At 71.3% G+C, this 22,607-nt stretch carries 16 protein-coding genes; 12 read left to right on the top strand and 4 right to left on the bottom strand.

What is annotated here, in order from left to right; translation table 11 throughout:
* Positions 1-266 precede the first annotated feature (266 nt).
* Together nrdR and SSP29_RS32045 are read left to right on the top strand one after the other, a co-directional pair.
* The gene (gene nrdR, locus SSP29_RS32050; protein WP_089104461.1) at positions 267-818 is read left to right on the top strand and encodes a transcriptional regulator NrdR; all 552 of its coding nucleotides are present in this window, start codon (positions 267-269) and stop codon (positions 816-818) included.
* A gap of 164 nt (positions 819-982) precedes the next feature.
* Positions 983-3,880 (top strand): vitamin B12-dependent ribonucleotide reductase, encoded by a 2,898-nt coding sequence (locus SSP29_RS32045; RefSeq protein ID WP_089104345.1) that lies wholly within the window; start codon positions 983-985, stop codon positions 3,878-3,880.
* A gap of 82 nt (positions 3,881-3,962) precedes the next feature.
* Here the strand turns inward: SSP29_RS32045 and SSP29_RS32040 are convergent, their stop codons facing one another.
* The gene (locus SSP29_RS32040; RefSeq protein ID WP_089104344.1) at positions 3,963-4,496 is read right to left on the bottom strand and encodes a TerD family protein; all 534 of its coding nucleotides are present in this window, start codon (positions 4,494-4,496) and stop codon (positions 3,963-3,965) included.
* A gap of 151 nt (positions 4,497-4,647) precedes the next feature.
* Between SSP29_RS32040 and SSP29_RS32035 the strand changes: the two genes are divergently transcribed.
* From SSP29_RS32035 to SSP29_RS32025, 3 genes are all read left to right on the top strand, one after another.
* Positions 4,648-5,253 (top strand): YdbC family protein, encoded by a 606-nt coding sequence (locus SSP29_RS32035; protein ID WP_089104343.1) that lies wholly within the window; start codon positions 4,648-4,650, stop codon positions 5,251-5,253.
* A gap of 86 nt (positions 5,254-5,339) precedes the next feature.
* Positions 5,340-5,999, top strand: coding sequence for a histidine phosphatase family protein (locus SSP29_RS32030; RefSeq protein WP_089104342.1), 660 nt, complete (start codon positions 5,340-5,342; stop codon positions 5,997-5,999).
* Positions 6,000-6,009: 10 nt separating this feature from the next.
* Positions 6,010-6,939: an ADP-ribosylglycohydrolase family protein gene (locus tag SSP29_RS32025; protein WP_089104341.1), complete on the top strand. Its 930-nt coding sequence runs from the start codon at positions 6,010-6,012 to the stop codon at positions 6,937-6,939.
* 532 nt (positions 6,940-7,471) lie between these two features.
* On the opposite strand, the gene SSP29_RS32020 is transcribed toward SSP29_RS32025, so the two are convergent.
* Positions 7,472-9,019, bottom strand: coding sequence for an MFS transporter (locus SSP29_RS32020; RefSeq protein ID WP_089104340.1), 1,548 nt, complete (start codon positions 9,017-9,019; stop codon positions 7,472-7,474).
* Positions 9,020-9,207: 188 nt separating this feature from the next.
* Here SSP29_RS32020 and SSP29_RS32015 point away from each other — a divergent pair, with 188 nt between their 5' ends.
* The 3 genes from SSP29_RS32015 to SSP29_RS32005 all read left to right on the top strand — a co-directional run bounded on the left by SSP29_RS32015 (position 9,208) and on the right by SSP29_RS32005 (position 11,310).
* Positions 9,208-9,831: a TetR/AcrR family transcriptional regulator gene (locus SSP29_RS32015; protein WP_089104339.1), complete on the top strand. Its 624-nt coding sequence runs from the start codon at positions 9,208-9,210 to the stop codon at positions 9,829-9,831.
* Between the two features lie 82 nt (positions 9,832-9,913).
* Positions 9,914-10,615, top strand: a complete 702-nt coding sequence (gene rnhB / locus SSP29_RS32010) for a ribonuclease HII (RefSeq protein WP_089104338.1) — start codon at positions 9,914-9,916, stop codon at positions 10,613-10,615.
* A gap of 68 nt (positions 10,616-10,683) precedes the next feature.
* Positions 10,684-11,310 (top strand): hypothetical protein, encoded by a 627-nt coding sequence (locus SSP29_RS32005; RefSeq protein WP_089104337.1) that lies wholly within the window; start codon positions 10,684-10,686, stop codon positions 11,308-11,310.
* 228 nt (positions 11,311-11,538) lie between these two features.
* Here the strand turns inward: SSP29_RS32005 and SSP29_RS32000 are convergent, their stop codons facing one another.
* Both SSP29_RS32000 and SSP29_RS31995 read right to left on the bottom strand, forming a co-directional pair.
* A complete protein-coding gene (locus SSP29_RS32000) occupies positions 11,539-12,159 on the bottom strand; it encodes a hypothetical protein (RefSeq protein WP_089104336.1) in 621 nt (206 codons plus the stop codon).
* Positions 12,160-12,445: 286 nt separating this feature from the next.
* Positions 12,446-14,611 carry a RecQ family ATP-dependent DNA helicase gene (locus SSP29_RS31995; RefSeq protein ID WP_089104335.1) on the bottom strand — a complete coding sequence of 722 codons (2,166 nt, stop codon included), beginning with the start codon at positions 14,609-14,611 and terminating at the stop codon, positions 12,446-12,448.
* Positions 14,612-14,742: 131 nt separating this feature from the next.
* On the opposite strand from SSP29_RS31995, the gene SSP29_RS31990 reads away from it, so the two are divergent.
* The 4 genes from SSP29_RS31990 (at position 14,743) to SSP29_RS31975 (ending at position 22,508) form a co-directional block, all read left to right on the top strand.
* Entirely contained in the window at positions 14,743-16,272 is a 1,530-nt protein-coding gene (locus SSP29_RS31990) for a DUF4192 domain-containing protein (RefSeq protein ID WP_089104334.1), read from the top strand.
* A 552-nt stretch (positions 16,273-16,824) separates the two neighbouring features.
* The gene (locus SSP29_RS31985; protein ID WP_089104333.1) at positions 16,825-18,744 is read left to right on the top strand and encodes a glycogen debranching N-terminal domain-containing protein; all 1,920 of its coding nucleotides are present in this window, start codon (positions 16,825-16,827) and stop codon (positions 18,742-18,744) included.
* Positions 18,745-18,921: 177 nt separating this feature from the next.
* Positions 18,922-19,680 (top strand): NUDIX hydrolase, encoded by a 759-nt coding sequence (locus tag SSP29_RS31980; RefSeq protein ID WP_089104332.1) that lies wholly within the window; start codon positions 18,922-18,924, stop codon positions 19,678-19,680.
* 80 nt (positions 19,681-19,760) lie between these two features.
* Positions 19,761-22,508: an ABC transporter ATP-binding protein gene (locus SSP29_RS31975; protein WP_089104331.1), complete on the top strand. Its 2,748-nt coding sequence runs from the start codon at positions 19,761-19,763 to the stop codon at positions 22,506-22,508.
* Positions 22,509-22,607 lie beyond the last annotated feature (99 nt).

Raw genomic sequence — 22,607 nt, 5'->3', positions numbered from 1 at the left:
TCCCCATCTGCGCCGGAGTCGCACGTGACCTCCGTGCGGCGCCCACGGTATCTCCGTATCCGCCATAGCGGTACGTGTGCGACACGCGCAACCTGGCGATGTATCAGCCAATCACCACATCTAGTGGTTGGATTGCTACCGCAGCCCACAAGTTGTGGTCCCCCGGGTCTCCGGTCTCTCTGAGATCGCCTATGCTTGGGGCTGCTTCGAGGGGCCCATGTGGCCCAGCGAGGCCATTGAGTCTGCTGTGAGGAGGGTTGGAGATCATGCACTGCCCCTTCTGCAGGCACCCCGACAGCCGCGTGGTCGACAGTCGTACGACCGACGACGGCACGTCGATCCGCAGGCGCCGCCAGTGTCCGGACTGCTCCCGTCGTTTCACGACCGTGGAGACCTGCTCGCTCATGGTGGTCAAGCGATCCGGAGTCACCGAGCCTTTCAGTCGTACCAAGGTCATCAACGGCGTGCGCAAGGCATGCCAGGGACGGCCTGTCACCGAGGACGCGCTCGCCCAGCTCGGCCAGCGGGTCGAGGAGGCGGTGCGGGCCACCGGAAGTGCCGAGCTGACCACCCACGACGTGGGGCTGGCCATACTCGGTCCGTTGCAGGAACTCGATCTGGTCGCCTATCTGCGATTCGCCTCCGTCTACCGGGCGTTCGACTCGCTTGAGGACTTCGAGGCCGCGATCGCGGAGCTCAGGCAGGCTGCGCAGGACCCCGCCGCGGACGGCGAAGACGCGGGAGCGGGGGGCCGGGAGGACGATCACGGGCCAGGCGGGAGCGCACGGGTGCCCGCACCCGATCACATCGCCGGCTGACGGGCGGATCGGAACCGGGCGGAGGGCCCGGATCCGGTTGTCGGGCGGCGATCCAGGACTTGTTGCGGGTGGCAGCTGAGAGCACTCGTGACGCGAAAACAGAACAGTGTGTCACGGGAACATCGTGGCATTTCAGGGCGTTTTAGCCCGTACAGGGAGGCGGCATGACAGAGACGGCGAGCGGTCCGGCACGGAGTTCCCGCGCGAAGGGAACCAAGGCCACCAAGGGACTGCGTATCGAGCGCATCCACACCACCCCCGGCGTGCATCCGTACGACGAGGTGAGCTGGGAGCGCCGTGACGTCGTCATGACCAACTGGCGCGACGGCTCGGTCAACTTCGAGCAGCGTGGCGTCGAGTTCCCCGACTTCTGGTCGGTGAACGCGGTCAACATCGTCACCAGCAAGTACTTCCGCGGTGCCGTCGGCACCCCGCAGCGCGAGACCGGTCTCAGGCAGCTGATCGACCGCATCGTGAAGACGTACCGGAAGGCCGGCGAGGAGTACAAGTACTTCGCCTCGCCCGCCGACGCCGAGATCTTCGAGCACGAGCTGGCGTACGCCCTCCTGCACCAGATCTTCAGCTTCAACAGCCCCGTGTGGTTCAACGTGGGCACCCCGCAGCCCCAGCAGGTCTCCGCCTGCTTCATCCTGTCCGTCGACGACTCCATGGAGTCGATCCTCGACTGGTACAAGGAAGAGGGCATGATCTTCAAGGGCGGCTCCGGTGCCGGCCTGAACCTCTCCCGGATCCGCTCCTCCAAGGAGCTGCTCTCCTCCGGTGGCAACGCCTCCGGCCCGGTCTCCTTCATGCGCGGCGCCGACGCCTCCGCAGGCACCATCAAGTCGGGCGGCGCCACCCGCCGCGCCGCCAAGATGGTCATCCTGGACGTCGACCACCCCGACATCGAGGACTTCATCGAGACCAAGGTCAAGGAGGAGGAGAAGATCCGCGCCCTCCGCGACGCGGGCTTCGACATGGACCTGGGCGGCGACGACATCACCTCCGTCCAGTACCAGAACGCCAACAACTCGGTCCGCGTGAACGACGAGTTCATGACGGCGGTCGAGCAGGGCGGCCGGTTCGGTCTGCGCGCCCGGATGACCGGCGAGGTCATCGAAGAGGTCGAGGCCAAGAGCCTGTTCCGGAAGATGGCCGAGGCGGCCTGGGCCTGCGCCGACCCGGGCATCCAGTACGACGACACCATCAACCACTGGCACACCTGCCCGGAGTCCGGCCGGATCAACGGCTCGAACCCCTGCAGCGAGTACATGCACCTGGACAACACGTCCTGCAACCTCGCCTCGCTGAACCTGATGAAGTTCCTGAAGGACGACGGCAAGGGCAGCCAGTCCTTCGACGTCGACCGCTTCACCAAGGTCGTCGAGCTGGTCATCACCGCGATGGACATCTCCATCTGCTTCGCGGACTTCCCGACCCAGAAGATCGGCGAGAACACCCGCGCCTTCCGCCAGCTCGGCATCGGCTACGCCAACCTCGGCGCCCTGCTCATGGCGACCGGCCACGCCTACGACTCCGACGGCGGCCGCGCCCTCGCCGGTGCCATCACCTCCCTGATGACCGGCACCGCCTACAAGCGCTCCGCCGAGCTCGCCGCGGTCGTCGGCCCCTACGACGGCTACGCCCGCAACGCCGACGCCCACAACCGCGTCATGAAGCAGCACGCCGACGCCAACACCGTGGCCGTCCGCACCGACGACCTGGACACCCCGGTCTGGGCCGCCGCCACGGAGGCCTGGCAGGACGTGGTGCGCCTCGGTGAGAAGAACGGTTTCCGTAACTCCCAGGCGTCCGTCCTCGCCCCCACCGGCACCATCGGTCTCGCGATGTCCTGCGACACCACCGGCGTCGAGCCCGACCTGGCCCTGGTCAAGTTCAAGAAGCTGGTCGGCGGCGGCTCGATGCAGATCGTCAACGGCACGGTCCCGCAGGCCCTGCGCCGCCTGGGCTACCAGGAGGAGCAGATCGAGGCGATCGTCGCCCACATCGCCGAGAACGGCAATGTGATCGACGCTCCCGGCCTCAAGCACGGGCACTACGAGGTCTTCGACTGCGCCATGGGCGAGCGCGCCATCTCCCCGATGGGCCACGTCCGCATGATGGCCGCGATCCAGCCCTGGATCTCCGGTGCGATCTCCAAGACGGTCAACATGCCGGAGACGGCGACCGTCGAGGAGGTCGAGGAGATCTACTTCGAGGCCTGGAAGCTCGGCGTCAAGGCGCTCGCGATCTACCGTGACAACTGCAAGGTCGGCCAGCCGCTCTCCGCCAAGACCAAGGAGAAGGAGAAGGCCGAGGTCACGGAGAAGGCCGAGGCGACCATCCGCGAGACGGTCGAGAAGGTCATCGAGTACCGCCCGGTCCGCAAGCGCCTGCCGAAGGGTCGTCCCGGCATCACCACGTCCTTCACCGTCGGCGGCGCCGAGGGCTACATGACGGCCAACTCCTACCCGGACGACGGCCTGGGCGAGGTCTTCCTCAAGATGTCCAAGCAGGGCTCGACCCTCGCGGGCATGATGGACGCCTTCTCCATCGCGGTCTCCGTCGGCCTCCAGTACGGTGTGCCGCTCGAGACGTACGTCTCGAAGTTCACCAACATGCGCTTCGAGCCGGCCGGCATGACGGACGACCCGGACGTGCGGATGGCGCAGTCGATCGTCGACTACATCTTCCGCCGCCTGGCGCTGGACTTCCTGCCGTTCGAGACGCGCTCCGCGCTCGGCATCCACTCCGCCGAGGAGCGTCAGCGGCACCTGGACACCGGTTCGTACGAGCCGACCATCGACGACGAGGTCGACGTCGAGGGCCTGGCCCAGTCGGCGCCGCGCGCCCAGGAGCTGAAGGCCGTCGCCGCCCCGCGGACCGAGCTCGGCTCGGCCAAGCCCGCCCCGAGGCAGGCGCACACCAGCGCCGAGCTGGTGGAGATGCAGCTGGGCATCCAGGCCGACGCCCCGCTCTGCTTCTCCTGCGGTACCAAGATGCAGCGGGCCGGCTCCTGCTACATCTGCGAGGGCTGCGGCTCGACCAGCGGCTGCAGCTGACGAGTCGATGTGACGTGAAGTAAGGGGCGCCGGCCATGGCCGGCGCCCCTTACCGTTTGTCCGCTCGGGTGGTCGTTCGCCGTCAGGGACGGCCGAGTCCGCCCATCTCCCGGGTGAAGACCACCGGGTCGTCCTCGAAGCCGTGCAGTCCGGGCCGGAAGCTCCAGTCCCCGGACCCGTCGCGCACGAACTCCGCGACGGCGGCCGCCGTCGACCCGAGAACCGAGCCGAAGTCGTCCTCGGCCAGCACGTTGTAGCCCTCCCGGACGCGGACGGCCGGGTTCAGGACATTCACGAACGTGCGGTGCGTGGCCCGCTGTTGGATGACGACTCCGACGACCACGCGCGCGTACCGGCTGTCGAGCCGGTCCAGTTCCAGTGTCATCACCTCGTCCCAGCCGAAGCCCTTGCCGTCCTGGCTGTCCCGGTTGAGAAAGATCGTGCCGTCGGGTGAACGGCTGTCGAAGTGCACGAGATAGGCCGGAGTTCCGTACGGGTCGGTCCTTGTGAACGTCCCGGCGATGACGTCGAGATCGGTGGGCGGCTGCCCGGAAGGGCTGGGATCCCACTTCACCGCGACCTCGACCTTGCTCATCGCCTTACTGAAACCGCTCATCACGCGTCCCCTTCCCCCTAGAGGTCCACTGCCCCAATTGACGGGCTGCCCAGGCTCTTTGTCCATCGTGCCACGCGCGCGGGGGCGCATGCGCGGGTGATCTCAGCCGGAGCGTGACCGGCGCCACGCTCCATGGCCTTACGATGGCGCGGTGCTGGTCAAGTGGATTCGCTGCACCGTGGTTGACCGCAGGGGCTTCGAGCGGGGGCAGCGGAAATGGGCGGGGCTTCTGGGGGAGCCGGGATTTCGGGGACAGGGTGGGGGATGGAGTCGGCAGCGACCCGGAGTGGCGCACATCTTCGCCTTCTGGGAGAGCCGTGCCTTCTACGACTCCTTCATGGCGCGTTCGCATGATCGCCTGGCCGCGTCCCAGTCCGGCACGTACAAGGACCAGCAGGTCAAGCTGTTCGAGTACCGGTTCGATGTGAAGACCGGCTTCGAACCGCGGTTCACGGACAGCGACCTGGTCCGGGTGGCCCTCTGCCGGGTGCACGAGGAGCGCGTCGAACACTTCACGCTGATGCAGGAGAAGGTCTGGAACCCGGCGATGGCCGGCTCGCCCGGCATGATCCGTGGCATGTTCGCGGAGGCCCCGGCGCACGAGTTCATGATCCTTTCCATGTGGCGGTCGGCCGCCGAGCACGGCAAGTACCGCACCGAACGGGTGGAGCGGCTGGCCTTGCGCGCCCAGACGGAGGCCGACATCGCGGCCCTCACGGGTGACATCGTGGAGCTCGAACCGAGCTGGATCGTTTGAATATCCAACCCGTGATTTGTGTGACCTGCGCTGTATGGGGCCCGTCCGAGTGCTCGATTTTTCGTCACTCGATCTAGGGTTTTGGCATGGCACGACCACGGCGCATCGTCCTTGTCCGGCACGGCGAGTCAACCGGCAATGTCGACGACTCCGTGTACGAGCGGGAACCCGACCACGCGCTGGCCCTGACCGAGCGGGGCTGGCGGCAGGCTGAAGAGACCGGCAAGCGCGTCCGGGAGATCTTCGGCCGAGAACCTGTCAGCGTGTACGTCTCCCCGTACCGCCGTACGCACGAGACCCTCCGCGCCTTCCACCTGGACCCGGATCTCATACGCGTGCGTGAGGAGCCCCGGCTGCGCGAGCAGGACTGGGGAAACTGGCAGGACCGCGACGACGTGCGGCTGCAGAAGACGTACCGGGACGCGTACGGACACTTCTTCTTCCGCTTCCCCCAGGGTGAGTCCGGTGCCGACGTGTACGACCGCGTCGGCGGCTTCCTGGAGAGCCTGTTTCGCAGCTTCGAGGCGCCGGACCACCCGCCGAACGTGCTCCTGGTGACCCACGGCCTGGCGATGCGGCTGTTCTGCATGCGCTGGTTCCACTGGACGGTCGCGGAGTTCGAGTCGCTCTCCAACCCCGGGAACGCCGAGATGCGGATGCTCGTTCTCGGGGAGGACGGCAAGTACACGCTCAACCAGCCCTTCGACCGCTGGCGGGACCCGGAGCCCTACTGGATGAGCGGTTAGGCTGGCCGCGATGATCTCATCCACTGATTCCCCGACCCCCGGGCGCCTGGAGCGCGCCCTGGCCAGCCTGCGCGGACTCGCGGTCGGCGATGCGCTGGGCTCGCAGTTCTTCGTGCCGGTGAACTACCCGCTGCTGAAGCGGCGGGAACTGCCTCCGGCCCCCTGGCAGTGGACCGACGACACCGAGATGGCCTGCTCGGTCGTCGCCGTCCTGGCCGCCCACCACCGCATCGACCAGGACGCGCTGGCCCACTCCTTCGCCGCGCACCATGACTTCGACCGGGGCTACGGTCCCGCGGTCAACCGTCTGCTGCGCCTCGTCCGGGAGGGCGGCGACTGGCGCGAGCTGGCCGCCGGGCTCTTCAACGGGCAGGGGTCCTGGGGCAACGGCGCGGCGATGCGGATCGCGCCCCTGGGCGCCTGGTACGCGGACGATCCGGAGCAGGCCACCCACCAGGCCGAGATCTCGGCCTACCCCACGCACCAGCACCGGGAGGCCGTGGTCGGTGCCATGGCCGTGGCGGCCGCAGCGGCGCTGGCAGCCGCGCCGGGCGGCCCGCCGAGCCCCGGGGCGCTCCTCGACGGGGTCGTCGCTCTCGTCCCCAGAAGCGCTGTCGGCCAGGGCCTGCGGCGCGCCCGCGACATGCTCGACTACGCCGACGCGGGCACCGTAGCGGCCGTCCTGGGCTGCGGACGGCGTACGACCGCCCATGACACGGTCCCCTTCGCCCTCTGGTCGGCGGCACGCGCCCTCGGGGACTACGAGACGGCATTCTGGACGACCGCCCAGGTGGGCGGCGATGTGGACACCACCTGCGCCATCGTGGGCGGCGTGCTCGCGGGCGGGCGGCAGGGAGCGCCGCCGGCCGCATGGGCGGAGCGGACCGAGGCGCTGCCGGAATGGGTGCCGGCAGGGACGGGAACCGCTGTCGGCGGGTGATCAGCCGAGGTCGGGCTCGGACCGTGTACGGCGGCGATGCGGTTCGGCGCCCCTTCGGAGCCGGCTTGTACGGAACGCCGCGAGGCCGCGGCGCCCCGGAGGCATGGGGGGCCTGCGGCGAGGCCGGGCGCTGCCGTCTCGTGGTGGGCCCGGTGTTCGAGGACCGTCGAAGCGCGCCGGGGTGAAGCCTCGTCGGTCCGAGGCAGGCCCGTTCCCGGCATCTGCGGTCCATGCCGAATCCCGTGGTCCGCATAGGAGACTCTCCGTGCCCGGCGGGAACTCTGCGTGACCGTCGGGCGTTCTCCTGGCAGCCGCTCCACCTGACCCATGTGCCGGGAGGTGGGCGGGAGGCGTAGTGGCGGGGGAGGTGTCGGTCATGTGGGTCGGGTCAGCTCTGCTGATGGTGTGCGCCGTGCTGATGATCGCGGCGCCGACGGTCGCGAGGCGGATGGCCGGACCTCTGCCTCTGCCGTCTGTCCCCTGGCGGAGGCAGAGGTCCGGCCATCCGCGACTCTGTGCGGACCCGGTGGGGTCAGCCGATCCCCGGGCCGGCCGTGCCGGCGAGGGCTTCGAGATCGCTCTTGCGGACCTTGATCACCAGCCAGGCGGTGAGCAGGCCGAGCCCGGCCATGGCGGCGGCGGGGATGAACGCGGTCGAGATGCCGTGTGCGAGCACCTCGTGTCCCCAAGGCGCGGGCAGCTGATGGGTCTTGGCGAACGCTGCCTTCTGCTCCGGCGAACCGCCGGCGAGGAACTTGGGCAGTTGCTTCTTCGCCTCGTCCTTGCTGGCCGAGCCGAACACCGTGGTCAGGATGGACAGGCCCAGCGAACCGCCCACCTGCTGCATGGCGTTGAGCAGCCCGGAGGCCGCTCCGGCCTCGTGCGGGGCGACACCGGAGACCGCGGTGACGGTCGCCGTCACGAAGTTCAGCCCCATGCCGAAGCCGAAGACCAGCATGGGCCCGAGAACCCCGCCGACATAGGAGCTGTCGGGCTTGATGAACGTCTGCCAGGTGAGTCCGACTACCACGAGCGCCGAACCGGTCATCATGAACGGCTTCGGGCCCAGGGTGGGCAGGAACCGCTGCGAGAGTCCGGCGCCGACGGCGATGGCCGCCGTCACGGGCAGGAAGGCCAGACCGGCCCTGATCGGGCTGTAGCCCAGTACGTTCTGCACGAACAGCACGATGTAGAAGAACATGCCGAACATCGCGGCGGCCAGGCTGAGCATGATCACGTAGGTGCCGGAGCGGTTGCGGTCGGCGAACATCCTCAGCGGGGTGATGGGCTCCTTCGCCCGGGTCTCGATGAAGACGAAGGACAGCAGCAGGACCACTGCGGCGGCGAACGACCCGAGGGTCAGACCGTCGTGCCAGCCCTTCTCCGAGGCCCGGATGAAGCCGTAGACCAGGGCGGCCATGCCCAGGGTGGAGGTCAGCGCGCCCGCGATGTCGAACCGTCCGGGGTGCCGTTCGGACTCGTTGATGTACTGCGGGGTGAGGGCGGCGATCAGCAGCCCGATCGGTACGTTGACGAACAGCACCCAGCGCCAGTCGAGCCAGTCGGTGAGCATGCCGCCGGCCAGCAGGCCGATGGCCCCGCCGCCCGCCGAGACGGCGGCGAACACGCCGAACGCCCGGTTCCGCTCCGGGCCTTCGGGGAAGGTCGTGGTGATCAGCGCCAGCGAGGTCGGCGACGCGATCGCGCCGCCGACACCCTGGAGGGCGCGGGCGGCGAGCAGTTGCCAGGGTTCCTGGGCGAGGCCGCCGAGGAGCGAGGCGAAGGTGAACAGCAGGATGCCGGTCATGAACACCCGACGCCGGCCGAGGATGTCGCCGGCCCGCGCACCGAGGAGCAGCAGACCGCCGAAGGTGAGCGTGTAGGCGCTGACCACCCACGTGAGGTCCGTGGTGCTGAACTTGAGCGCCGCTTGAATGTGCGGGAGCGCGATGTTCACAATCGTCGCGTCGAGTACCACCATGAGCTGACAGGCGGCAATCACGGTGAGCGCGATGCCGGGGCGCCCCTGCCGGCGGGCCGCACCTGGTTTCTGGTCCGGTATCAGTTGAGAGGTTGTCACTATGGATCCCCCACGAAGGTGTTAGTGAACGGCAGCGTTCACTGTCGTGTCAACGGTAGTGAGTCCCCGGTAGAGAACGCAAGCGTTCACTTAATTGCGCGTCGTGTGCCGCGTCCCCCTTTGCCGTCGCGCGCCGCGTCCCCCGCTCCGGACTTCCCGCTTCCCCTCGCTCGCTGGAGAAACATCAGATGGTTACCTCGCGCTGGACTGCCGCTGCTCCCCAGGCGGCCTCCCCTCGTCGGCGCGGTGCGGTCCTCGAACGCGCGATCCTGGACGCCGCCTTGGAGCAGCTCAGCACCGTCGGCTGGAACGGCCTCACCATGGAGGGTGTCGCCGCCGGTGCTCAGACCGGGAAGGCGGCGGTCTACCGTCGCTGGCCCTCCAAGGAAGAGCTGGTCGCGGACGCGTTGCAGGCCGGACTGCCGCGTTTGGAGGAGGCTCCCGACCTCGGAAGTGTGCGTGAGGACCTGTTGGCCCTGTGCCGGCAGGCCCGGGACGCGATGTTCTCGCGCCTCGGATTCGCGCTGCGGTCGGTCATTCACGAATGCGATCCCGTGCAGGTCGAGCGGTTCCATGGTGTGATCTTCGACGGGGTTGTGGGGCCGACGATCCAGCTGATCGGTGACATCGTCGCCCGGGGTATCGAGCGGGGTGAGGTACGTGCCGACGCGGCCAACGGCTATGTTCTCGACGCCATTCCGGCGATGATGATGTACCGCAACAAGATTTCCGGAAGCGAATGGAGCGATCAGGAGGTCGAAGAGATGATCGACCGGTTCATGCTTCCGCTGCTGCTGTCGCGCGGGGCCTGAGCTGCGGCTCAGGTGGTCCAGGGCGCGGTCCGGGAAGCCGGGGTGTCGCCAAGGGATCAGTGCGGCGTACCCTAAGGGCGCCATGCCGTACGAACCGCCTACTCACACCGTCGAGCGCTCCCTTCGCGCCACGACCGGAGCCAAGGTCATTGCCGGTGTCGACGAGGTGGGGCGCGGCGCCTGGGCCGGGCCCGTCACCGTCTGTGCCGCGGTCACCGGTCTTCGCCGACCACCCGAGGGCCTCACCGACTCCAAGCTGCTGACCGTCAAGCGGCGGACGGAGCTTTCCGAGGCGCTGCGCGGGTGGGTCACGGCCTATGCCCTGGGCCATGCCTCGCCGGAGGAGATCGACGACCTCGGGATGACCGCCGCACTGCGACTGGCGGCGACCCGCGCCCTGGAGACCTTGCCGGTCCGTCCCGATGCGGTCATCCTCGACGGGAAGCACGACTACCTCGGTGCCCCGTGGCGGGTGCGCACGGTCATCAAGGGTGACCAGTCGTGTGTCGCCGTGGCCGCGGCCTCGGTGATCGCCAAAGTTCAGCGCGACAAAATGATGGCCGAACTGGGTATCGACCATGCAGACTTCGGATTTGCGGACAACGCCGGGTACCCGTCGCCCGTGCACAAAGCCGCACTGGAGGAGCGGGGACCCACCCCGTACCACCGGTTGTCGTGGGCGTATCTTGATGCGCTGCCCCAGTGGCGGCACCTCAAGAAGGTCCGCGGCTGGGCGGAGGGAAGCGCTCCGGAGATCGAGGGTCAGCTCGGCTTCGATTTCTGACCTTCCAGTCGCACTGTTGTGTCACCCGGTTCACGTGACCTGCACCAACGTTTGATAAATATCAGCTCATGCCTCTCATTCCCGAGGAGCCTCAGATTCACGAGAGTGCCCAGGGTCCCCGCGCCACTCCGGCCACCGGCCGTACCGCGCCGACCCCTCGTCCCGTACCCGGCCCCCGCCCCGCGGCTCCGTCGCGTCCCGGTCGTCACGGCCCTGTGCGGCCCACGCCGCCGGTACAGCGCGCGCCGCGTGACGTGGCCAAGCCAGGCCCGTCCGGCCCGGCCGTCCCCGCCGCGGCAGCGGCGGCCCCGCAGGTCCAGCTGATCCCGGCCTCCGTCGAGAGCGCTCTCGACGCGGCCGAGGAAGCAGTGGACCTGCTCCTCGAATCGGGTCGTGCCCCCGGCGACGTGCTGGTGATCACCACCGGCCCGCAGCACCCGTGGGCCGACCACGAGCTGTCCTTCGGCGAAGCCTCCTACTGGGCCCAGCATGACGCGGGCGACGACGTCTTCTACACGGACGCCGCCGTCGCCTCCCGTGCCGCGACCCGCTCCGTGGTGGTCGTCGCCGTCAACGGCGGACCCGACACCGTGGCCGCCACCGCCCTGCCGCTGGCCCTCTCCCGGGCCGGCGCCCTGCTGATCGTCTGCGGCGACCCGCAGCACATCAACTCGGTGCTGGGCGCGGGCGTCTGAGCTGTCTGCGGCACCTCTGGGACTCCGGAGGTACCGAGGGAGCCGCGGCGGTGACTCGCACAGTGATGTCTTTGGCATGCCCGGGCGACGGGCGGGTGCCGCTGCCCGTCGCGGAGCGCGGCGTGACCGCCGAGCACGCTGTAGGTCATGTAGCCGCAGGTCATGACCGGGGCGCCGTGCCCGCTGGAGCGTGCCCGGCCCCGGTGCCCCCTTGCGGGGGCCGGTGGTTCAGCGGGCGGCCGCGCGGCGCAGTACCTCGGAGGCGGCGCCTCCGGTGCGCGGCGACAGAGGCGGGGCCTCCGACAGGGCGAAGGGTTCGGGAGGCGAGTCGGCATTGGGGCGCCGCCCGCCGCGACCCTCGCCCAGCACCTGCCAGCCGTCGTGCGTCAGCGTGATGTAGGCCCCGCAGCGCAGCCCGTGCAGAGTGCAGGCGTCCCGCAGCCCCCACATCCAGGCACCGTCCTCCTCCGTCCAACGCGCGTCCCCCTCGCGGCAGTAGAGCAGGACGGCGGTCCGCACCGGGGTGCGGCGGCGCAGGTCGTGCGGGATGACCCGGCGCAACTGTGCCAGCAGCGCGTTGCGGAACATCCAGCCGTCGGCCGGGGCCGAGCGTCGGCCGAAGGAGGCGCTGGCGCACAGCCGCTCCTCCGGATCGAGGACGGCGACGATCGCGGTGCCCGGACGGGGGCGATGCCGGGCGTGCAGGCCGCTGACGACCTCGCGGGGGTTGCGCAGCAGCGGTATTCCGGCGTCGGCCCACTCCGCGGGCTCGAGCAGACGACTGGCAGAAGCGGCGGACGCGGATGTCGACAACGACGCCGCCGAGGACGGAGCGAATCCGAAGGTCACGTTCCTCCCTTCGGCTACGCGCCCACACAGCGGGCGAGATCGGATTCGGGGCCGCGCGCACCGCAGCAAAGCCCAACCGGATCACGGACGAGCCGTGCGGGGAGCGGACCCCAATTCTTGCTGTCGAACTTGGATGCGGCAACGAGCAAATGGGGCCACCGACTGTTATCTGGTGGTGCGTGGCTTATATCCCTACCCGATGAGACGCCCGGCGACCCCTGGAACGTTCGAGCGCGGCACGTTCGTACGCCGCGCCCGATGCCGTATTCGAACAGCAGCGGGCAGGTCAGCCCTGCACGGCGAGGACCAGCGGCAACACCCCCCGCGCTCCGGACCTGCGGAGCATGCGAGCCGCAACCCCCAGGGTCCAGCCGGTCTCGGTGAAGTCGTCCACCAGCAGGACCGGTCCCCGGAACTCGGCGAGAGCGGTGGCCAGGCCGGGCGGCACGGTCAGTGCACCGTCGAGGGCCTTGAGGCGCTGGGCACTGTTGCTGCGCGAGACCCGCGGCGCTTCGCCCGCGTACTCCACGGAACCCAGCAGGGGCAGTCTGCCGACCTCCGCGATGCGCGCGCCCAGCGACTGGACCAGCCGGGGCCTGGAGCGCGAGGCGACGGTGACGACGCCCACGGGGCGCGGCTGTGCGTCGGCCGCGCCCGGGGCCCAGCCGCCGGGCCCCTTCGCCCAGTCGGCCAGAACCTCCACCACGGCACGGGCGACATCGTCGGGCACGGGCGCGTCCGGGGCCTGGGGAGCGAGCAGCGGCCGTAGCCGATTGCCCCAGCCGATGTCCGACAACCGACCCAAGGCCCGCCCCGCCGACGCCTGTTCACCGGCCGGAATACGTCCCTTGAGGTCGATGCCGATCGCCGGCAGGCCGGTCGGCCACATCCGGCGGGGCTCCACCTCGACACCCGCGCGGCCCAGGTCGACCCGCGCCGCGTCCAGCGCGGCCGAGGAGGTGCCGTCCGTGAAGCGGGGCCGTGCGCAGTTGTCGCAGCGGCCGCAGGGCTTCGCCTCCTCGTCGTCCAGCTGGCGCTGCAGAAACTCCATCCGGCAGTCCGCCGTGGCCGCATATGCCCGCATCGCCTGCTGCTCGGCCTCGCGCTGCCGCGCCACCCAGGCGTACCGCTCCGCGTCGTACGTCCACGGCTGCCCGGTCGCGACCCAGCCGCCCTTGACCCGCCTGACCGCGCCGTCCACGTCGAGAACCTTCAGCATGGACTCCAGCCGGGAGCGGCGCAGCTCCACCAGCGGCTCCAGCGCGGGCAGCGACATGGGGCCGCCGGCCCGGGAGAGGACATCCAGGGTGCGGCGCACCAGAACCTCCGACGGGAAGGCGAGCGAGGCGAAGTACTCCCAGATCGCCTCGTCCTCCCGGCCCGGCAGCAGCAGCACCTCGGCGTGCTCGACACCACGGCCGGCGCGGCCCACCTGCTGGTAGTAGGCGATGGGGGAGGAGGGCGAGCCGAGGTGCACCACGAACCCGAGGTCGGGCTTGTCGAAGCCCATACCGAGCGCGGAGGTGGCGATCAGCGCCTTGACCCGGTTGCCGAGCAGGTCGTCCTCGGCCTGCTGCCGGTCGGCGTTCTCCGTCTTCCCCGTGTACGACGCCACGGTGTGCCCGCGCTGCCGCAGGAACGCGGTGACCTCCTCGGCGGCGGCCACGGTGAGCGTGTAGACGATGCCGGAACCCGGCAGTTCGTCCAGATGGTCCGCGAGCCAGGCCATCCGGTGCGCGGCGTCCGGCAGCCGCAGCACATTCAGGCTGAGGCTCTCCCGGTCCAGCGGACCGCGCAGCACCAGCGCGTCCGAGGTGCCGCCGGTGCCGAGCTGCTCCGCCACGTCGGCGGTCACGCGCGCGTTGGCCGTGGCGGTGGTCGCCAGCACCGGCACGCCCGGCGGCAGGTCGGCCAGCATCGTGCGCAGCCGCCGGTAGTCGGGCCGGAAGTCGTGACCCCAGTCCGAGATGCAGTGGGCCTCGTCCACGACGAGCAGTCCGGTCGCCGCGGCGAGCTTGGGCAGGACCTGGTCGCGGAAGTCCGGGTTGTTGAGCCGCTCCGGGGACACGAGAAGGACGTCGACCTCGCCGGCCGTGATCTCCGCCTGAATCGACTCCCACTCCTCCGTGTTGGACGAGTTGATGGTGCGGGCGTGGATGCCGGCGCGGGCCGCGGCTTCCACCTGGTTGCGCATGAGCGCGAGCAGCGGGGAGACGATCACCGTCGGGCCGCCGCCCGAGGCCCGCAGCAGCGAGGTCGCCACGAAGTACACCGCGGACTTGCCCCAGCCCGTGCGCTGGACGACCAGGGCCCGGCGCCGGTCCGCGACCAGCGCCTCGATCGCCCGCCACTGATCCTCACGCAGCCGGGCGGCGCCCGTGTCGTCCCCGACGAGACGGGCGAGGACGGTATCCGCCCGGGCCCGGAGTTCCGCGTTGCTCGTGTGCTCCATGCGTCCCATACAACAGGACGGGACCGACAGCCGTGCGGGCCTGTGGATACGGGAGACGGCTTTGTCGTGTCCCTGATTTGAGTTATCCACAGGCTCAACCGGAATCGCAAGATCCGCGAGATCGTCTGCGCATGACGAATCACAGCGAAACCACTGGATCCTCCGAAAACGGCGACCTCACCCGAGGTGCGGTCCCCCTCGGGCGATCCACCCACGACACCCAGGTCACCCTGCGCACCCCGGCCGAGCTGGCGGACGCGCTGCCCTATCTGCTGGGGTACCGCCCCGAGGACAGCATGGTGCTGGTGGCCCTGCACGACCGCGCCGGCCGTGGCCGCTTCGGCGGCCGGGCCCGGCTCGGCATCCCCTCGAACAAGGATGACTGGGAATCGGCGGCACGCCAGCTCGTACAGGGACTGGTGACCGGCGGCGAGCGCCGGGGAGTCCGGCCCGAGCAGATGGTCGCCTACGTCTGCCAGGAACCGGCGCCCGGCGAATCGGGCCGGGACGTGATGCGCCGGCTCATGCCGCTGGCCCAGCTGCTGCGTACCGAGTGCGGCAGGCTCGACGTACCCGTGATCGAGGCCCTGTGCGTCTCGGACGGCCGCTTCTGGTCCTACTGCTGCCCGACCGAGGAATGCTGTCCGCCCGACGGCTCCCCCATGGGCCTGCCCGGCACCTCCGTGCTCGCAGCCGCCGCCACCTACGCCGGGATCCAGGTGCGCGGCAGCCTGCGGGAGCTGCGGGCCAGGCTTCTCCCCTGGGAGACCGGGGCCGTGGAGCAGGAGATCGCCCTCGACAGCGCCGGCATGGCACTGGTGCCCCGGATCCTCGACGACGCCTTCCGGGCGCATGTGGCCGAGGAGACCCTCGCCCTCGCCGGGCGGGTCATCGACCGGTACGCCGGTACCACCCCCGTGTCCGGCACCCATCAGGCGGATCTCCGTGACGACGCACTGCTCTCCCACGACGAGGCCGCAACGCTCATTCTCGGACTGCAGGACCGCACGACCCGCGACCGCGCGGCCGCGTGGATGGAGGGCGACGAGGCCGGACCGGCCCTGCGCCTGTGGCGAGCCCTGGCCCGCCGCTGCGTCGGCCCGTACGGCGAGCACGCCGCCGCTCCCCTCACACTGGCGGGCTGGGTCGCCTGGTCGACCGGTGACGACCTGGAGGCACGGGAGGCCCTGGCGATGGCCCTGGGAGCGGACCCCGACTACCTCTTCGCCCGGCTGCTCCACCAGGCTTGCAACGAGGGCTTGGACCCGGAGTCGATCCGCCGTTGCCTGCGCAGGGAACGCACGGAACGCACAGGTCGCGTATCGGCGGACGGCCCGGCAGCGGCCGGTGACGCCGGTCCGCTTCATCTCGACGCCGACGCCGACGCCGACGCCGACCCCGCCGGCGGGCGGGCCGCCGCTTCCGGTATCCGCCGTCGCCGCCGCCCGCGCACCGCAGACACCCCCGACGACCGACGGCCGTGGCCGGAAGGCACCCGGCCGCGACAGGTGGGCTCGGAGCACACCCGCCCCGGTTCGTCCGGGCCGGGCCGCACGCGCACGCGTGCGACGAAGAAGGCGGAGTCGAGTGAGACAGGGGGCGGCCGTGCCACGCCGGAGGGCAGGCGATCCGGGAGCGGCCGCAACGAGGGGGACGAATGATCGGGGGACGATCATGGACGGCGGCCGGGCAGACCTGGGCCGACGGTGTCGGCCGCTGGGCCCGGGGCCTCGTCGGAGGGGAGCGGCGCCGGGACCGACGGCCCTGCGGCGGGCATCGGGTCGGCCTGCCGGCCCCGGGTGTCCGCAGCCACAGGCGCAGGCCGACGGGGCCGAACGACGTAGCACAGCCCCGGCATTCGATCGGCTTCGGCGGGCGGGGGCGTGACCAGGAGGAGTCCGTTTCCGTTCACCTGAGTGGCGGAACGCCTGGACGGGCCGTGCCGCCGTCCGTCCCGCGTCCCCCCGGAGCTCTCCGTCCGGCGCCCGGCACATCACAGGCGCACAGCGCGCAGAAGAGGCCTCCCCATGCATCAGCCGACTCCGCCCTCCGCCGCCGCCGACAACCACCGACTGCGGGACAGCCCGCCCTGGCCCCCGCCGGTGGAAGGGGGGCCGGCGCAGCCACGCAGCCGCGCACCCCGGCCCACCTCAGCCCGGCCGGTTCCCACGGGCCCGGCGCGCGTCGGCGGGCTGCCGCCCACGCACACCGCCATGATCTGCGTCGCGCTGCCCGGCCTCGCCATCTCCACGGAACACGGTCAGTTGACCGGACAGGGCCTGGAGGGGTTCTACCGCGCGGGCCGGCGGCTGCTCGCACGCTGCCAGGTCCGTGTCGCAGGCCGCGAACCGCTCGCAGTGCAGGCCCGGATGACGGGGGCGGATTCCGCCCGCTTCGTCGGCACGCTCCGGGTCTCCCCGGGGGCGGGGCCGGATCCGGACGTCGTCGTGGAACGGATCCGGCACGCCGACGGCACGGAACGCATCACCTTGCGCAACTGCGCACTCCACCCGCTGCGCCTGCCACTGGAGACGGCCCTGGGCACGGACCTGGCCGACCTCAGCGCCATCGCCTCCGGCACCCCGGGACCCGAACTTTCGGCCAGTGTCCACGACTCCGGCCTCCGCTGGACCACCCCCACCGGCAACGCGTCGGTCACGGCGGACCCGCCACCCTCCGATGCGCTGGCCTCGGCGGGACTGCTGCGCTGGGAGTTCGAACTGCCGCCGGGCGGAACGGCGAGCGTGGAATTGCGAGTACGCCCGGACGGCGCGGGCCCCCTGCGCGCCGTGGGACGTGCCGCGACCAGCCCGCTGGCACCGGCCAGGGCCGCGGGCGACGACCCAAGGGTCACGGCGCTGCTCAGGAAGAGCATCGAGGACCTCCAGGCGCTGCTGCTCCGCGACCCCGCGCACCCCTCCGACAGCTACCTCGCCGCCGGGGCGCCCTGGCGTTGCGGTCTGGCCCCGGCCGAGGCACTCTCCGCCGCCCGGATGACCCTGCCCCTCGGTACCCGCCTAGCCGCAGGAACACTGCGCACCCTGGCCCGCACCCAACTTCGCGGTCCGGGACCTCGGACCGGCATGATCCCCGGCCCGCGCCGTGACGCCGGAGCACACCTGCCACCGGGCTGCACGGGTACCGAGGCCACCCTGCTCTTCCCCGTCCTGCTGGCGGAGGCCCGCCGCTGGGGACTCCCGGAACAGGAGACGCGGGAACTGCTGCCCGCCGCCGAGCGCTGTCTGACCTGGCTGCGCACCACAGCAGGCGACCGGACCTACCTCTGCGACCCGCAGCCCGGTGGCCCCGTGCGCGGCGAGACCCAGGCCCATGCACACCGGGCCGCCCTGCTCGGTGCCGACCTTCTCGACTCCTGCGACCGGCCCGGCGGTGCCGGGCTGCGGCAGTGGGCGGCGGAGCTGAGGAAGGCGTTCCGGGTGGACTTCTGGGTCGACGAGCGAGGCGGCGGCCGTCCTGCGGCGGCCCTGACCCCGGACGGCCGCCCTCTGGTCCAACTCGGCTCCGCCGCCGTGCACCTTCTCGACACCGGCCTGCTCGGCGCGGGCGAACTGGCCGCCGGCCTGCTCGACAAGGTGCAGACCGAGCAACTCGCCCGGCTGCTCGGCGGACCGGCCATGGACTCGGGATGGGGGCTGCGCGGCCTGGGAACCAAGGAGACGGGACACAGCCCGTTCGGCCATCGGTCCGGCGCCGTCCGGGTCCAGGAGACGGCACTCGCCGTCGCCGGACTGTCCGCCGCGGGCTACGAGAGGGAGGCGGGCGGGCTGCTGCACGGCCTGCTGGCGGCGGCCGAACACTTCGGTCACCGGCTGCCCGAGATGTTCGCCGGCGAGCAGCGCTCCGAGGGGAGCGCTCCCCTTCCGCATCCCGCGGCCTGTCGTCCGGCGGCCACGGCCGCTGCTGCCGGGGTTCTGCTTCTCACCACGCTCGCCGGCATCCGCCCCGACGCACCGGCAGGGACCGTCACCCTCCGCCCGGTCCACAGCGCGCCCGTGGGCGAACTCGGCCTGACCGGACTGCGGGTAGCCGGTGCGCCCTTCTCGGTACGGGTCAGCCGGCTCGGTCTGGCCATGGTCGAGGAGGCCGCGGACGGTCTGCAGCTGGGGGTGTGAGCTCCTGCCGGGAGAAGAGCGAGCCGGTACGGCGGCACGGCCGCGACGAAAGGACGGCCGAGCGGAGAACGTGTGCCGGAACGAACCGGGGGGCGCATACCGGAGCGAAGTGGATCAGCCGTCGGAGTGAGCATCGAAGGGAGTGTTTATCGTCAGGCAGACGACTATGATCACCGCATGCCCTACGACCCGTCAGCCTTTCCGCCGTTCGCCGTCACCGTGGACCTGGTCGTGCTGACCGTGCGCCGCCATGCTCTGTGCGCGCTGGCGGTACGCAGAGGCGAGTCGCCGTTCCAGGGGCGCTGGGCGCTGCCGGGCGGCTTCGTGAGGGCCGACGAGGATCTTTCGCAGGCGGCGGCGCGGGAACTCGCGGAGGAGACCGGGCTGCGTGCCCACGACCCCGACGCCCCCGCCCAGGAGGGCGGAGCCCACCTGGAGCAGCTGGCGACCTACGGTGACCCCAAGCGTGACCCCCGGATGCGCGTGGTCAGTGTGGCCCACCTCGCCCTGGCCCCCGACCTCCCCGCACCGCGTGCGGGCGGCGACGCCAGCAACGCGCGCTGGGCGCCGGTGGGGGAACTGCTCGCGCAGGGCGGCTACGGCCGGGACGGCGAGCCCGTCGCGCCGCTCGCCTTCGACCATGCCCAGATTCTGTCCGACGGCGTGGAACGGGCTCGGTCCAAGATCGAATACTCGTCCCTGGCCACCGCGTTCTGCCCGCCCGAGTTCACGGTAGGCGAGCTGCGCCGGGTGTACGAGGCGGTGTGGGGCGTAGCGCTCGACCCGCGCAATTTCCATCGCAAGGTGACGGGAACCCCCGGTTTCCTGGTCCCCACCGGCGGTACGACCACCCGTCAGGGCGGCCGCCCGGCCCAGCTGTTCAGGGCCGGCGGGGCCACTCTGCTCAATCCGCCGATGCTGCGGCCCGAGGTGTGACCGTCCGACAGCGCGAACTCGGACAGGATTGAACCCCTCTATACCCGGAAAAACGGTCATTCCGCGCTATCTTCCCTAAGGTGATCCAGGCCTTCGGACTGACCAGCAACCCCCGCAAGGCGCACCCGCCCGCCGTCGACGATGTGACCTTCGAAGCGGGCGAGGGCCGCGTCACCGCACTCCTGGGCGAGGCGGGCGCGGGCAAGAGCACGGCGCTCAGACTGATGCTCGAACTCCAACAGGGCCGCGGGCTCACCTACTTCAGGGGCCGCCCCCTGCACCGCATCGCCCACCCCTCCCGTGAGGTCGGCGTGCTCCTCGGTGATGTCCCCGGCCATCCGTCCCGCTCCGTCCGCGGTCATCTGCGCATGCTGTGCGCTGCGACCGGGGTGCCGGCCCGGCGCGCCGACGAAGTGCTCGAAGCGGTCGGGCTCGTCAGCCTGCGCGAGGAGCGCCTGGGCACGCTGTCGCACGGCATGGACCGTCGGCTCGGCCTCGCCTGCGCCCTCCTTCCCGACCCGCACACCCTCGTCCTGGACGAACCCGCCGACGGCCTCCCGACCCGTGAGGCCCACTGGCTGCACCGCATGCTCCGGGAGCACGCGGCACAGGGCGGCACGGTCCTGTTCACCACCGCCGACCCCAAGGAGGCCGCCCGCGCCGCCGACCGGGTCGTCACCCTGGAGGCCGGCAGGCTTGTCGCGGACCAGGAGGCCGGCGAGTTCGCCCGCACGCGACTCCGCCCGCGCGTGGCCGTCCGCAGCCCCCACGCCGCCCGGCTCGCCGCCGTTCTCGGCAAGGAGGCCCGCACCGACCACCGCTCGGTGGAGGTCGTACGGGAGGGCGGCAACCGCCTCTCCGTGTACGGCAGTACGACTGCCGAAGTCGGCGAGACTGCCTTCCGCCACGGCATCCTGATCCACCAACTCGCGGACGAGACCGGCGACATGGGGCCGGGCGCCGGGGCGGAACCGTCGACGGGCGAGGCGCCGGAGGCGGTACGGCGGGAGCCGGACCCCGGGGAGCCGGCCGCGGCGGACGAGGGACGGTCGACGTACGAGCGGCGACGCGGCGAAAGCGAGAGCGAAGGCGAGAGCGAGGGCGAGCAGACCGCGGCGGACGGTGCCCGGCCGGCGTATCCGCAGGGAGCCGTTGAAGAGGCTCCTTCCGCCGGTCGGCAGGACGCGCCGCGCGCGGACCGGCGCAAGGACGCGGACACGCCCGCGGTCGCTCCGCAGCCGAGGGCGGAGCTGGGCCGCTCGCAGCCCGCGACCGCCCCGAGCCCCGTACAGCAGCCGCGCACGGCCGGCCAGGAGGCGGGCCGAAGCCGACCGGCGGTCGCTGGGGAACCCTCCGGCGCGGCCGGACCGCAGCCTTCCGTCACCGCCGCAGGGCTCACCGACAACCCGGCCGTCACGTCTCCGCCTGTGACCGCGGAAGCGGAGCTCTCCGCCCACGTGCGTCCCCACGACCAGTTGGCCCCTCCGGCGACCGCCAGGCCTCCGGCCGCTCCCACCCCCGCCAAGCCGTCGGCCTCCCTCGGCTCCGCCGAGCCCTCCGGGCATGCCGGGACCACCAGGACGGCGCCCGCCGTACCCGCCCAGCCACCCGCCGCCACCTCCGCCCAGTCGCTGACCCGGGCGATGCCGGTGGAATCCGCGGTGTCCGTCGAAGCCCTGACAGCCCAGTCACCGCTTCACGCCGTACCCGCTGTACCCGCCGAAGCCGCCACAGCCGGGCCATCGACCCGCGCACTACCCGTCGAAGCTGCGACCGCGCAGCCGCCGACGCGCGTCGTATCCGCCGAAGCCGTCGGCGATGAGCCGCCGACCCGCGCTGAACCCGCCGCTGCCCCCGCAGGCAGGCCGTCCGCTCACGCCGGATCCGCCGGGCCCCCCACCGTCCAGCTGTCCGCCGGGCACCCGCAGTCGGGGCCACGCCCCCGCAAGGCCCCGGCAGCCGGCGACGAGTCGGCCTCGGCCCCGGTCGATGCCGCGCGCCGGGACGGAGCCGTCGACGATCTGTCCCCGCTTCCGCCCCCCATCTGTGTCCGCCCCGCCCCCAGCCCCCTCCGCCCCCTGCGCTACGAAATCCGCCGGGCCGCCGGGATCGGTGCCGGCTTCCTCACCTGCGGTGCCGTGCTGCTGGTGTCCGCCCTCACCGCCGTGCTGCTGGCCCGGGTCGGGCACACCCCGCAGGCCCGGCTGTTCGCGGCCTGGCCGCGGGAGCTGCCGCTGCCCCCGGCGGCGCTCGGTGCGGGACTGCTGGGGGCGCTGGCCTTCGGAGACGAGTTCCGCCACCCCGCGCTGGCGGCGGACCGCGGCACCGTGCCCCGCCGGCTGGGGTTGCTCACCGCGAAACTGCTGGTCTCCGGAGCCACCGCGGTCCTGCTCTCGTTCCTCACCCTGGGCTGCGACGCCGAAGTGCTCTACCTCGTCTACGGCCGGGAGCTCGCACAGGTTCCCGCAGACTGGTTCTCGCTCACCGCGAGTTGGTTCGGGCTGGTCGTCGGCTGCGCCTGGGCCGGTGTACTGGCGGCAGGTGTCTTCCGGTCCACCACGGGCGGTCTCGCCGCGGTGCTCGCCGTACCCGTACTCGTCGTGCCGGTCGTACACAAGGCTGTGCAGGGGACGGGGGTGCGGATGGCCGCCGGATTCCCTGTGCGGATGCGGGAGCTGCTCCTGCTGAAGTGGCCCTTCGGGGGAGAGCGCTATCTGGTCGGAGTGGCCCGGGTGCTGGCCCAACCCGTGGGCGGCGCACTGGCGTTGTCGCTGGCCGCGCTGCTCTGCGCGTATCTGTTCAGCGTCCTGCGGGCCAGGGTCCGATGACCGCGGACCGGGCGCTTGCGATCCTGCCGTGCGCACAACTCCCCGCAGAAAGCCCGCTTCTTTCCGATAAGGCGTCAATTGCGACGGGGTGAGCGATCA

Origin of the sequence: Streptomyces hyaluromycini, assembly GCF_002217755.1 — a bacterium.
Taxonomy (GTDB): domain Bacteria; phylum Actinomycetota; class Actinomycetes; order Streptomycetales; family Streptomycetaceae; genus Streptomyces; species Streptomyces hyaluromycini.
This window is presented reverse-complemented; position numbering and strand designations above follow the sequence as displayed.